This window comes from Methylocystis iwaonis (assembly GCF_027925385.1).
In the GTDB taxonomy this organism is placed as follows: Bacteria; Pseudomonadota; Alphaproteobacteria; order Rhizobiales; family Beijerinckiaceae; genus Methylocystis; species Methylocystis iwaonis.
The window spans coordinates 2,308,898-2,321,393 of sequence record NZ_AP027142.1 but is presented as its reverse complement, the minus strand read 5'-3'; the positions used below and the strand labels follow the sequence as shown (position 1 = coordinate 2,321,393).

Sequence of the window (12,496 nt, the reverse complement as noted above, 5' to 3'; positions counted from 1 at the left end):
AGTCGTTTGAAAATGCAAACGGTCTATTCACGGGTATAGCTTACCCGTCACTTGGGCGCTCGCCTGAAACGCCTGGGCGGAGGCTTTGAAACGGACGCGCCGCTTACTGGACCTATCGCCCTCGAGGTGCGTCGTTGATGGCTCTTTCTCTCCGGTCTCTGGCGGCGCGGTTTCTGGCGCGTAAGACAGCCGTGTCGGCCGTCGCCGCCATGGCGATCAAAGCTTCTGGCGCGCTGCTGACGGTGGCGGTCTTCACCATGGCCGCCAGGGGCATGACGTCGGACGACTTCGGCCGCCTCGCCATCTGGTTCAACGCCCTGAGCTTCCTCGCCGTCGCCGCCTGCTTCGGGCAGGATACGCTGATCGCCCGATCCTTCGGCGAATATGCCGGCAAAAGCGATTATGCGCAGGCCTGGGGCGCCTATCGCTACGGCTGGTTCATGATCGTCGCTTCGGCGCTTGTATTCGCCTGCGGCATGCTGGTTCTGGCGCCCTTCTTCTTTCCCAGCCTTGCGCGAACGGCGCTGCTCGCCGGCGCGTTTTTCCTCGTCGCCCAGACGCTGCTTCATTATTCCTCTCACTCCACGCGCGTGATCGTGAATTTCGTCGTGTCCGAAGTGACGCGGGAGCTCGTCTGGCGCGTCGTGCTCCTCATCGTCGTCATATGGTCGGTGCTGCATCAGGGGCTTACCCCGGCGGAATTCTTCACAGCGGCGGGGATCGGGCAGATCTTGTCTTTCGCCGCGGCGCTGCGCTACGTGCGCGCCGCCTATAAAGCGCATCCCGTTGAGCGCGCGAACCAGGCCGATCGTCGGCAGTGGCTGCCGCGCGGCCTTGCGATGTGGCAATCGGCGGTGGTCGAGGCCGGCAGCGCCAATTTCGACGTTATGATCATCGGCTATCTGGCGTCGCCGGAGGCGGCGGGCGATTATTTCGTCGCCGCGCGCATCGCCAATGTGTTCATCATGGTGCTGACGGGTTTGAACACCTATTCGATGTCGCAAAGCGCCAGCCTGCACTTCTCCGGACAGACGCAGAAGCTGCAGGATATCCTGCGCTCGCTCGTGCTGGTCTCGACGGCGATGCTCGCGCCGCTGCTGTTGTTGATCTACGTCTTCGGGCACGAGATCCTCATGATCTTCGGCGAGCGTTTTTCGGCCGTTTATCCGACGCTGGTCGTGTTATCGACCGCTTGCTTCATCATGTCGTCGAGCGGCTCGGCGTCGGTGATCCTGCTGACGACCGGGCATGAAAAGATTTATTCGCGCATCATCACCGCCGCGACGCTGTTGCGGTTCACGCTGACGGCGATGCTCTCATTTCTCTTTGGAAGCCTCGGCGCGGCATGGGCCTTTGCGCTCGTCAATGCGCCATTGTTCATGGCGCTGTCCATCATTTGCAAGCGCGCGGTCGGCGCCGACACCAGCGTGATGAGCGTCTTCCCCTATCTGCGGGCGCGCATCGCGCGCCGCGCCTATTCGGCGTAATGCGGGTTCCGCTTGATTGGTTTGGTGTCATTCACGACGCTCGCGCAGCGAGCGATCGGGAATCGAGAGCCATAAGAAGCGCTGCGCTCAGACCCCGTCATTGCGAGCGAAGCGAAGCAATCCAGGGCGGCGATGCGGCGCTGGATTGCTTCGTCGCTTTGCTCCTCGCAATGACGGCGGTAATTCCGATCGCTCGTTTTGCGAGCATCGGGATCAACACCAAACCAATCAAGCGGAGCTCGTATGACAAGCGCCAATGCGAGCTATTCAAACGGAAATGATACCAGGCGTCGCGCTCGCAACGCGCGCGTCTCACGCATCCAAGCCGCGACCGTCGATCGCCCGATGCAGCACGCGCCGTAACGGCGTGTATTTCGGCGTGAGGATCGCGCCGTCGATCACTTCCAGGCGGCCGCAGCGATTCAGTGTGTGGAGGCGGTTTCCCGGCCAATCTCCGCCCGGCCCGAGATGGGCGACAAGCGTTTGCCGGAAGGTGCGCGGATCGAGCGCGTCGATGCGCATGATAGCGAGCTTCTTGCCGTAACCGCTCGAGCAGTCCTGGACGGGCCGCAACAGCGCGCCATTATGCGAAACGACCGCGCCAGCGGGCCGCGCCACGCGCGAATCCACCAGCACAGGCGAGAGTTCATGCGCCTCCCATGGCCCAAAGAGGCTCGGCGCGTGATGGATGGCGAGCGTGTCGGAGTAGCCGCCATAGCCATCGCGCACAACGGAGGTCATCCAATACCGGCCGCCGTGGCGGAAAATCGTGGCGTCGGCAGCCTCGACGCCTTCGACAAGCGTCGCGACCGGCTCCCATTTCGCCGGAAATTCCACGCAACGGTAGAGCGTGATCGCGCCCGAGGCCGAAGCCTCCGGGACCATATAGAGCGCGCCATCCTCCTCGATGAGGAAGGGATAGGAGAGATGCCAGGATTCGCTCAGGGCCTCGACGGGCGCGCCAGCAGGGCCGGTATCGTCGAAGGGCTGGAAGCATATGTCGCCAACGCCCCGGCGGTAATCGAGACGCTCGTAGAACACGCCCCTTTGGCCGCGCCAGTCGATCGGGAAGGGATCGGCCGCGAAGCTCGTCGTCTCATCCGCCAGGGCTCGCCATTTGCTCCCGGAGAGATCGCCGGTTTCGATGACGCCGGGACCGTCGACAAAGCGCCAGCCGATCCGCCAATGCGGCGAGTGGCAGCAAAGATGGTAGAGCCAGCGCGCGCATTCATGGGCGAGGTTGCATGCGGCGAAGGCCGCGAGCGCGCGCGGGCGTCTCTTGCTGTGGCTGGCGGAAGTCGCGACGGCGCTGTCCGGCGTCGCCAGCGCTTTTTCGATCAGCACGCAGATGCGTGAATAGACGGCTTCCAGGCCGCCGATGAGACCGTCGGCGGCTTCGAAGGAAGGAAGGCCCTCCACCAGAATCGCCCCCGTCGCGGCGTCCTCGACGGCGAGGGTCGGCGCGGCGCCCGAGAGTATGGCGGCGACGGCGCCCTGGTCCGTTTTTTGTCCGTCGTACAGCGGGCGAAGGACGCGCGCGGCGCAGGTCGAAGAGGCGTCGCCGATGAGATCGATGACAATATCGGCCCCGGACGCCGGAGGCGCGTTCTGCGGCGCGGCCTGCAGATGGTCGCAGAGCGTCGGCTTGTTACGGCGCAGCAGCATGCGCTCGAGCGCGAGAAGCTGCGTCTGCGAAGCGGGACGATCATCCTCCCGAGGGTCGAAACAAAAGGCGATTTCCGCTTGCGGCCAGCGTTGCGCCAGGGAATCCCGCAAACGCTCGTGCCAGCGCATGAAGCGCGAGGCGGCGACGATAATGAGAATGTGACGGTAGGTCATGCCGAAGCTGCGAGGCGCACGTAATCCTCGATCATGGCGTCGAGGGGATAGCGCTCGGTCAGGCGCCGCCCGACGGCGGTGAGCTTTGCGGAGAGTTCCGCGTCGGAGAGAAGACGCCGCGTCGCTGCCGCAAAAGCCTTCGTGTCGCGCGCGTCGACAAAGATGGCGCAAGGCTCGCCGTCTACTGCGAGCACCTCGCGCAAAACTTCGATGTCATTGACGACGACCGGGACGCCGGCCTGCGCCGCCTCTACCGGGGCGAGGCCGAATGTCTCGGCGGCGCTGGGGAAGACGAAACAGTCGAGCGACGCGAGAAACGCGCCCATTTGCGCCGTCCCGAGCTCGCCGAGGAAATGCGTGCGATCGGCGACGCCGAGCGCGGCGGCGAGCGCCTCCAGATTGTCGCGTTCCTGTCCCTGGCCGGCGAGCGCGAGATGCTGATCCGGGTTTTCAACGAGCGTGCGTATGGCGAGATCGAGCTGCTTCAAATGATGCAGCCGCGCCGCGCAACCGAGCAAGGGAACCTCTTGCGGCAAACCGAGCCGCGCGCGCGCTTGGGATTTGGCAAGCGGCGAGGACTTGTCGAAGAACCCATGATCGACGCGCGTCAGCAGCTTCGCATAGGACGACGGATAGTCACGATACTCCGCCTCGGTCTGCGCGGAATTGACGACGATATGGTCGTAGAAGCCGATGGCGCCCATGAGTTTGTCGGCGAGCGCGACAGGGCCGGGGACGAGCTGCGCCGAGGTCAACTGATTGGCGATAACGACGGACTTGCCGGCAAGACGCGCGATCGGCGCGCCGATCAGATTCCCATAGTGCTGAAGGGTCACGACGGCGTCCGGCTTCTCGCGGCGAAACTCGCTGTAAAGCGCGCCGATCAGCTTCAAGACGCCAAAGGCGGTCGACGGCCGTTCTTTGGCGCAGAAGAAGACATTGGGGTCGGCGTCGAAGCTCTCGGTGCGTCGAAAGAAGAAAATCTGCCGCACCCGCCAGCCGCGCGCCGCAAAGCCATTGGCAAGCTGGCGGGCGATCTCCTGTGCGCCGGCGTTCTCCGCCTGTGTCTGGACGATGGCGACGGTCTTCTCTCGGGTAGGGCTCAAGAAATTTCGCTCGGTTGCATCGCGCGCGCTCGGGCGCAATCTGCCAGGGATGGACGCCTCTTTCGGGCGGGGGTGAGAAATCTTGGAAAAATTGCTAATTCACGAAGATGTATTTTTTCTTGAAAACGGACCCCTTCTGTCCTGTATCAGAGGCGCTGAGCAGGCTCACGGAAAAGCGCCTTCCGCATTTTCAGGGAAATTCCTGCTAGATCGACGAATCTGACCAGCCCTTCGTATGGCGAGGCAACGACTGGCTGCATATGCGCCATCTGGCGCGAGGACGAAGGTTGCGGCGTATGAAGGTCGACGAGCTCTCTTTGAAACAGCGCGCTTTTATCGGCGGCGAATGGGTCGCAGCCAATAACGGCGGGGTTTTCGCGGTGACCAATCCCGCCACGGGCGAGACGCTCGGGACCGTGCCCGATATGGGCGCCGCCGAGACGCGGCAGGCGATCGAGGCGGCTTCCAGGGCGCTGCCGATCTGGCGCGATCGTCCGGCGAAGGAGCGGGCGCAGATCATGCGCCGCTGGTTCGATCTGGTCATGGCAGAGCAGGAGCGCCTCGCGCACATCATCACGGCGGAGCAGGGCAAGCCGCTCTTCGAGGCGCGCGGCGAGATCGCCTATGGCGCCTCCTATATCGACTGGTTCGCCGAAGAAGGCCGCCGCGTCTATGGCGACATCGTGCCGGGCGGGATGGACAGGCGCCTCCTTGTCCTGAAACAGGCGATCGGCGTCACGGCGGCCATCACGCCGTGGAATTTTCCCTCGGGGATGCTGGCGCGCAAGGTTTCGGCGGCGCTCGGGGCCGGCTGCACGATGGTTGTGAAGCCGGCGGAGCTGACGCCCTTTTCCTCCCTTGCGCTGGCGGAGCTGGCTGAGCGCGCGGGCGTGCCGGCGGGCGTCGTCAATGTGGTGACCGCGAAAGACCCTGTTCCCGTCGGGCAGGAGCTGACGCGCAATCCGATCGTGCGCAAGCTCACCTTCACGGGCTCGACGGAGGTCGGCAAGATTCTCCTCCGCCAGGCCGCGGACAATGTGCAGAAATGCTCGATGGAGCTCGGCGGCAATGCGCCGCTCATCGTCTTCGAGGACGCTGACCTCGATCGCGCCGTGAAAGGCGCCATCGCCACCAAATACCGGAACTGCGGGCAGACCTGCGTGTCGGCCAACCGCTTCCTCGTGCAGAAGAGCGTCGCCGACGCCTTCTCGCAAAAGCTCGCCGAGGCGGCGAGCGCCCTGGAGGTGGGCGCGGGCGTGCTGGAGGGCGTCGATGTCGGCCCGTTGATTGAGGAGGCGGCGGTCGAGAAGGTGGAGCGCCATATCGCCGACGCCGTGGCGCATGGCGCCAAAGTGCTGACCGGCGGCGCACGACATGCGCTCGGCGGCCTGTTCTTCCAGCCGACGGTGCTGGGCGGAGTTTCTGCCGACGCGCTGATCTTCCGCGAGGAGACCTTCGGCCCGGTCGCGCCGGTGATCGCCTTCGAGACGGAGGAGGAGGCGATCCGGCTGGCCAACGCCACGCCCTACGGCCTCTCGTCTTATTTCTACAGCAACGACATCGCGCGCATCTTCCGCGTCGCCGAGAAGCTCGAATTCGGCATGGTGGGGGTGAACGAAAGCATCCTCACCTCGGAAGCCGCGCCTTTCGGCGGGATCAAGCATTCGGGCATGGGCCGCGAGGGCTCGCGCTATGGCATCGATGATTATCTGGAGATGAAATACGTCTGTATCGGCGGCATGTAAGCCGCCCTCACAGCGCCTTGCGGCAAACGATGCGGGTGACGGAGCCGCGCACGCCATAGCCGTCGTCGGTCTGGGTCAGCACCTCGTGGCAGGTCGAGGCGCTGGCGACGGCCACGGGCTGCGGGGCGGCTTCCGGGCGGACCTCCGCCTTTTCCTCGACCGGGAGGATGAAGGGCGCGACCGCCGAGACGCTGGCGCCGACAGCCGGGGCGGCGGGCGCGTGGAAATAGGCCTTGGCCGCCGCGAAGCTCACATCGGCGCCGAGGATCAAGAAAGCGATCTTCACCGCGACGGCGGCCCGCATCGGGCGCGAGGCGAATTTGCGGGAAAGCATCTCGCGGGTGGTTTCGGTGCGGTTCATGTCCAGGCCCCTTCTGTCTCTCATTCGATGAATGAGGTTTAGGGGCTCTGGAGCGGAAAGTTCGTGCGATGGCGCACAGGGCTTTTAGCCGGTCGGCCGGCGGATCAGGCTTGTGACGCCCCTCGTGCTGCGAGACGCCTGCTGCGCAGGCTCCTCAGCAGGAGGGGCTTTTTGCATCTGCGCCAAACACTTAGGCCTCATCCTGAGGAGCGAGCACGCTCGCGTCTCGAAGGAAGAGGCCGCCTCGGAGGTTTGTAAACAAAAAGACCCGCCGGTCGCCCGGCGGGTCCGTATTTGCGAGGGCCGCAGGCCCGACCAGGAATCCAGAGCCAGTAAAGGTCCGCCTCAGGCCCTGGGTTCCCGTCGGCGTGGCTCAGACGTCGAAGCCGCCGTCGCCGCCGTCGTCGTCGAAGCCGCCCCCGTCGTCATAGCCGGGGTCCGAGCTATAGCCCGCGTCGCTGACATTGCCCGAGTCGTCGTAGCCCGGGTCGTAGCCGGCGTCATAGGCTCCGGGGGCTCCGGGCTCGTCGCCGTAATAATTGTTGATGACGGTCGTCTCGCCGGTGGGCGTGAAGCCCGAGCCGATGCCGAGATTGGCCATCCCGCCGGCGCCCGAGCCATGGCTGAACAGGCTCCGGATGCCGTCAGCGAGCAGCACGCCGCCTGCGACGCCCGCCGCTGTCCCCAGCGCCCCGTGCAGGAAGCTGTTGCCGCCGCCGGCCGGCGCCTGCGGTTGCTGCTGGCCCCATCCCTGCGGGGCGTAGCCGCCCGCAACGGGATTGCGGCCGCCCTGAGGCGGCGCGCCCCACGGTCCGCTCGGCGCGGCCTGAGGCGGCGGCGGAGCCTGCCGCTGCTGACCGCCGCCGAAGAGGCCGCCGAGAAAACCGCCGGCGGGCTTCGACTGCAATTCCTTTACCTGTGCTTCGAGCGCCTGGATGCGCGCATTGGCGCCCTGCAGGGCCTGGTCCTGCACGATCACCGTCTGCGCCAGAAGATAAGGCGCGGCCGGCTGCTGCTTGACCTGCTCGCTGATGAAAGTTTCCGCCTCCTGGTCGCGTGGACCGTTGGCGGCGCTCTTCGTGCGCTCGAACAGCCCGACGAGCAGTTGACGTTCTTCCGGTGACATCAGTCTCTCCACATAGGAACCGGCCCGAAAGGCGCGGCGAGTCGAATATGGGGGAAGGCGGCGCGCCCGCCAAGTGCGGCCGCCAGCGCCGCCGTGTTAAAGTTTTGCAAGATGGCGGGGCTGAAAGCCCGACCGGGAAGCCGGAGCCACAAAAGCGCTGGTTTTGCCCAGAGCCCGTCATTGCGAGCAAAGCGAAGCAATCCAGGGCGGCGATGCGGCCCTGGATTGCTTCGTCGGCTCCGTCTCCTCGCAATGACGGCGGTGGTTTCCTGCGTGTCCAAACGGCGGGAGCGTCGCGAATATCACTCGCCCGCAAGCGCCATATCGTCCCGGTGGATGATCTCGTCCGGACCCTTGAAGCCCAGGATCGATTCGATGTCCCTGGTCGAGCGGCCGATGATTTTCGCCGCGTCGAGGGCGTCATAGGTCACGAGGCCCCGTCCGATCTCGCCGCCGCGATGATCGCGGATCACGATGCAATCGCCGCGCGCAAAGCCGCCTTCGAGGCGCGTGACGCCCGCCGGCAGCAGGCTCGCGCCGGCAAGAAGCGCCCTGGCCGCGCCCTCGTCGATATGCGCCGCGCCCTTGGGCTCGAGCGAGCCGGCGATCCATTTCTTGCGGGCCGTCACCGGGTTCGACGGCGTGAGGAACCAGGTGCACCGCTCGCCCTTGGCGATGCGCTCGATCGGCGCCTCGGCGCGCCCGTCCGCGATGACCATATGCGCGCCGCCGGTGGTGGCGATCTTCGCCGCTTCGATCTTGGTGCGCATGCCGCCGCGCGAATATTGCGAGGCGGCGCCGCCGGCCATGGCCTCGATTTCCGCCGTCACACGCGGCAAGACCGGAATATGCCGGGCGCTGGGGTCGGAGGCGGGCGGGGCGGTGTAAAGACCGTCGACGTCCGAGAGCAGCACCAGAAGATCGGCGCTGGCCATCGTGGCGACGCGGGCGGCGAGCCGATCATTGTCGCCATAGCGGATTTCGGCGGTCGCGACCGTGTCGTTTTCGTTGATCACCGGGACGGCGCGCAACGACATGAGCCGGTTGAGGCATTCGCGCGCATAGAGATAACGGCGGCGCTCTTCCGTATCGCCGAAGGTGACGAGCACCTGTCCGGCGATCAGGCCGCGCTCGTGCAGCGCCTCGGCCCAGAGGCGGGCGAGGGCGATCTGCCCGATCGCGGCGGCGGCCTGGCTATCTTCCAGCGGCAGGGCGCCATTCGGAAAGCCGAGCACGCTGCGCCCCAGCGCCACGGCGCCGGAGGAAACGACCAGAACGTCGGCGCCGCCCCGGTGCAGCGTCGCAATGTCGTCGGCGAGCCGCGTCAGCCAGCGCCGCTTCGCCGCCGCTTCCTTGGGGTCGACGAGGAGGGACGAGCCGACCTTGACGACGATGCGGCGGAAGGAGGCGATGTCGGGCGCGCGATAGGTCATAGGCTCAGGGGAACGATGCCGCGGGAAGCGCGAGAGTTAGCTCAAGGGGCGGGTGGCTGCAAATGGGCGCGACGGGGCAGCGCTCCGAATTGGGGTTAACCAGCAGAGATGCTCCGCTCCGCCGTCATGGCCGCGCTTGTCGCGGCCATCCACGCCGCGCCGACCCGGAAAGCTGAGAGCATGAGCCGGGATAACGCCGCGTCTTCTTCTCCCCGCGTGTCGCAATGTCCTGGCGTGGATGCCCGCGACAAGTGCGGGCATGACGCGGTTGCGCAGTTTGTTAACCCCGATTCCGAGCGCCGCGGCGGGCGGCGCGCACCCAAAACGGGGACGGCGGCTTGCGCCGCCGTACGCTCCAAATCTTGGTTCCGCGAGCGACTCAGGTCACTGCGGCTTTTTCTCGGTGGCGTCCTTCACGCATTTTTTCGTGAAGCTCGTCTTGGCGGCGCCGGCGAGCTTCTTCTCCGCGGCCGCCGTGTTGCAGGAGGCGGTCGCTGCGTCGCGTTCGCACTTTTTCAGGAAGCTGTTGAGCGCCGCGCCAGCCAGTTTCTTGGCGGACGCCTGCGCCGGGCAATCGGGCCCGGCGGGCGCCGCTGGCGCTGGCGCCTGGGCGAGAGCCAGCGGCGCCAGCAAGGTGGCGCCGAGGGCGCAGGTCGTGGCCAATACGAATTTCTTCATCGGCAACCTCCCAAAATTTCGTAGCTCTTGCGCCGGATAACGCTTCCCGAAGATAGGATCGCCCCTTCCTGGAGCAAGCCCGCGCCCGGGTGGCGGGCGAGGGTTGGGCGGGAGGGCGCCGCCCTGCTAGGATGGCGCAGTTTCATAACGGCGACGAGATCAGCGATGTTGACGAAGGACTTATTGCCGGGCGTGCCATTGATCGAGAGCCCCTTTTTCGCCCGGGACATTTCGTCGCTGCCGGAAAGCTATCAGCTCATCGCGCAGCAATTGCACGACCATGGTTTCGCGGTCATCGACTTTCCCGACGCTCGATTCGACGAAAAAGCCGAGGCGATCAAAAACCGTCTGGCGGCGCGTTTCGGATGGTCAGACCCCGCCGCCTGCCCGATGAGCGCGCGTATCCAGGACGCCTGGGAGTTCGACCGGGACGTGCGCGACATCGCCTGCAACGACGCCATTCTCGATCTTCTTTCCGCCCTTTACGGAAAGACGGCGTTTCCCTTTCAAACGCTGAATTTCCCGATCGGCACGCAGCAGCCCGCGCATAGCGACCATATTCACTTCAGCGCCATCCCTGAGCGCTTCATGTGCGGGGTCTGGGTCGCGCTCGAGGACGTGGGTGCGGATGCGGGGCCGCTTTACTATTATCCCGGGTCGCATGTCTGGCCGAGCTACGGCAATGAGCACATCGGCGTGTCGCTGGCGAATGACCCGCCCGACGCCGCAGTGCGGAAGTTCGTCCATCTGCATGACGCGCTGCCAAAAGCCCTGGGCGTCGAGCGGCAAACCTTTCTCGCGCGCAAGGGACAGGCGCTGATCTGGGCCTCGAACCTCCTGCACGGCGGCGCGCCGCGCGTTGACGCCGCCCGATCGCGCTGGAGCCAGGTCACGCATTATTTCTTCGAGGGCTGCCGCTATACGACGCCGCTGAAAAACGACGCAATGGCCGGGACGACCATCAGAAGGCGGGTGAAAGATGTGCGAAAGGAGAGCGGGCTCTCCGGCGTGCGCGTCGACGGAAGCTCGCTTGCGCAACATATCATTTCAGCATTCGCGAATAGGCGAAAGCCGAAGGATTAGAAGAAGACCCTGACGAGACCACGCGCGGCCATTCAAGCCGTGGAGGATGGGCCGCCCTGGGCAGCCTGAAACTGGACGAGATCGGCCGTCGAATATTCGCTTTGCACGTCGCAGTTCGGGCAGGCCGTCGTGAAGGACGCCGAGCCCGATAGTTCGAGCGGCGCCCCATCGGACGGGTCATTGAGTACGGCGAAATGCTGCCGGCAGCGCTTGCAGGCGAAGCCGAGATACCATCCCCCCGGAACGAGGCCCGGCAATGCGATCGGCGCATAGGCGCCTGTGAAGTGGATGCCTTGGGCCATGGGGACGCCTTTCGTCTTGCCGCCTGCAAGAAATCTGGCGCTCCGCGCGCGCGGCGCAATATGCGCGAGGTGGAACCGGGCGCAGCGCAAACGTCAGTGCGCCGTTGGGGCGCTTTTCACCAAGCATTGACTTGGGCACAAATTGGGCTTCACGAATGACTTTTTTGCACTAATGTTTTTGCAGAGGATTCGGCTATGGGCACGCATCCAGATTGCGCAACAGCGGACCGGCAAGACGGCGCCATCGTCGCGAAGGCTGTCGTAAGAGCGTCGGCAAGCCTCGAAATCCCCGAAGACGTGGTCGCCCAAGTCATTGGAGTAGGCATCCGGGACATTTCGCTCATGAGGGCGGGGGAGCTACAGCTCGACCCTCGCTCTAAGCCATTTCAGTTAGCGGTGCTGTTCGTCCGGCTTTTTCGCTCTCTTGATGCGCTTGTCGGCGGCGACAAGGCGGTCGCGGGGGCTTGGCTCAGGAATGACAACTTGGCGCTTGGCGGACGGCCTATTGACCTCATTCAATCGGTAAGTGGTTTGACGAATGTCATTTCCTATCTGGACGCCCGCCGAGCTATCGTCTGAGTTCAAATCATACGCGCATGAGTGCTGGAGGCTGGTAGAGGCCCAGTACCTGATTGCGACCCTCCCGCTTGTCGACAGTCTCGACGAGCAGAGAGTGCTTGAAGACTTGATCGACAAGACCAAACCGATCATTCCGCCAGAATTCAGAAACCTCCATTACTTATTGGCGACGCCTTTCAGATATCCCCCGCCGAAACGCGGCTCTCGATTTCGCCGGGAAGGACAAACTCAAGGTGTTTTTTATGCAGCCGAGGAGGTCGAGACGGCTGTCGCTGAAATTGCGTTCTATAAGCTTCTGTTTTTCTCAGAGTCGCCGCAGACCCCGCTGCCGCAGAAGGCTTTGGAACATTCGGCGTTCTCAGTCAGAATCTGCTCCGGACGCTCGCTCGATCTTTCGGCGCGCCCATTTTCGAGCGCCGAAAAGCTTTGGACCGACCCCGTTCACTACGAGCCCTGTCAGAACTTTGCCGACTTTGCTCGCGAGGCCCGCGCGGATTTGCTGCGCTTTCTGTCGGTGCGAGATCCTATGACAAGAGCGAATGTGGCAGTCTTCAATCCAGAAGCTTTCGCTTCTCCGCCATTAGGTTCTCAGACCTGGCATGTTCACGTCTTCAGGAAGAGTGTGGTCGCTTTGCGAGAGTTCCCACACGCACATTTGGAGTTCCCCCTGCTTCAGTTTACCGGGGACCCACGGATAGCGAGCCTCATCGCTGCTTGGGGGAGCCACCCGCCAACCTGTTGAGTTGGTTAGCTATAC

Annotated in this window: 12 protein-coding genes; 5 read left to right on the top strand and 7 right to left on the bottom strand. The window is 64.5% G+C overall.

Annotation, left to right across the window (positions count from 1 at the left end; translation table 11 throughout):
• Positions 1–137: 137 nt before the first annotated feature.
• On the top strand, positions 138–1,487 hold the full coding sequence (locus QMG84_RS11270; protein WP_281927954.1) for a lipopolysaccharide biosynthesis protein: 1,350 nt from the start codon (positions 138–140) through the stop codon (positions 1,485–1,487).
• Between the two features lie 312 nt (positions 1,488–1,799).
• Here QMG84_RS11270 and QMG84_RS11265 read toward each other — a convergent pair whose 3' ends face one another.
• Positions 1,800–3,326, bottom strand: a complete 1,527-nt coding sequence (locus QMG84_RS11265) for a glucosamine inositolphosphorylceramide transferase family protein (protein ID WP_281927952.1) — start codon at positions 3,324–3,326, stop codon at positions 1,800–1,802.
• Positions 3,323–4,432 carry a glycosyltransferase family 4 protein gene (locus QMG84_RS11260; RefSeq protein ID WP_281927950.1) on the bottom strand — a complete coding sequence of 370 codons (1,110 nt, stop codon included), beginning with the start codon at positions 4,430–4,432 and terminating at the stop codon, positions 3,323–3,325. The genes QMG84_RS11265 and QMG84_RS11260 overlap by 4 nt, the downstream gene beginning before the upstream one ends.
• A gap of 296 nt (positions 4,433–4,728) precedes the next feature.
• Between QMG84_RS11260 and QMG84_RS11255 the strand changes: the two genes are divergently transcribed.
• Positions 4,729–6,177, top strand: a complete 1,449-nt coding sequence (locus tag QMG84_RS11255) for an NAD-dependent succinate-semialdehyde dehydrogenase (RefSeq protein ID WP_281927948.1) — start codon at positions 4,729–4,731, stop codon at positions 6,175–6,177.
• A gap of 7 nt (positions 6,178–6,184) precedes the next feature.
• Here QMG84_RS11255 and QMG84_RS11250 read toward each other — a convergent pair whose 3' ends face one another.
• The 4 genes from QMG84_RS11250 to QMG84_RS11235 all read right to left on the bottom strand — a co-directional run bounded on the left by QMG84_RS11250 (position 6,185) and on the right by QMG84_RS11235 (position 9,775).
• Positions 6,185–6,538 carry a hypothetical protein gene (locus tag QMG84_RS11250; RefSeq protein WP_281927947.1) on the bottom strand — a complete coding sequence of 118 codons (354 nt, stop codon included), beginning with the start codon at positions 6,536–6,538 and terminating at the stop codon, positions 6,185–6,187.
• Between the two features lie 373 nt (positions 6,539–6,911).
• Positions 6,912–7,664 carry a DUF2076 domain-containing protein gene (locus tag QMG84_RS11245; RefSeq protein ID WP_281927946.1) on the bottom strand — a complete coding sequence of 251 codons (753 nt, stop codon included), beginning with the start codon at positions 7,662–7,664 and terminating at the stop codon, positions 6,912–6,914.
• A gap of 302 nt (positions 7,665–7,966) precedes the next feature.
• Positions 7,967–9,097, bottom strand: a complete 1,131-nt coding sequence (gene proB / locus QMG84_RS11240; RefSeq protein WP_281927945.1) for a glutamate 5-kinase — start codon at positions 9,095–9,097, stop codon at positions 7,967–7,969.
• A 384-nt stretch (positions 9,098–9,481) separates the two neighbouring features.
• Positions 9,482–9,775 (bottom strand): hypothetical protein, encoded by a 294-nt coding sequence (locus QMG84_RS11235; protein WP_281927944.1) that lies wholly within the window; start codon positions 9,773–9,775, stop codon positions 9,482–9,484.
• 165 nt (positions 9,776–9,940) lie between these two features.
• On the opposite strand from QMG84_RS11235, the gene QMG84_RS11230 reads away from it, so the two are divergent.
• The gene (locus QMG84_RS11230; protein ID WP_281927943.1) at positions 9,941–10,858 is read left to right on the top strand and encodes a phytanoyl-CoA dioxygenase family protein; all 918 of its coding nucleotides are present in this window, start codon (positions 9,941–9,943) and stop codon (positions 10,856–10,858) included.
• A gap of 32 nt (positions 10,859–10,890) precedes the next feature.
• Here the strand turns inward: QMG84_RS11230 and QMG84_RS11225 are convergent, their stop codons facing one another.
• The gene (locus QMG84_RS11225) at positions 10,891–11,160 is read right to left on the bottom strand and encodes a hypothetical protein (protein WP_202071941.1); all 270 of its coding nucleotides are present in this window, start codon (positions 11,158–11,160) and stop codon (positions 10,891–10,893) included.
• 195 nt (positions 11,161–11,355) lie between these two features.
• On the opposite strand from QMG84_RS11225, the gene QMG84_RS11220 reads away from it, so the two are divergent.
• Positions 11,356–11,739, top strand: coding sequence for an MbcA/ParS/Xre antitoxin family protein (locus QMG84_RS11220; protein ID WP_281927942.1), 384 nt, complete (start codon positions 11,356–11,358; stop codon positions 11,737–11,739).
• A 94-nt stretch (positions 11,740–11,833) separates the two neighbouring features.
• Positions 11,834–12,481, top strand: coding sequence for an RES family NAD+ phosphorylase (locus QMG84_RS11215; protein WP_281927940.1), 648 nt, complete (start codon positions 11,834–11,836; stop codon positions 12,479–12,481).
• The last annotated feature ends 15 nt before the right edge of the window (positions 12,482–12,496 follow it).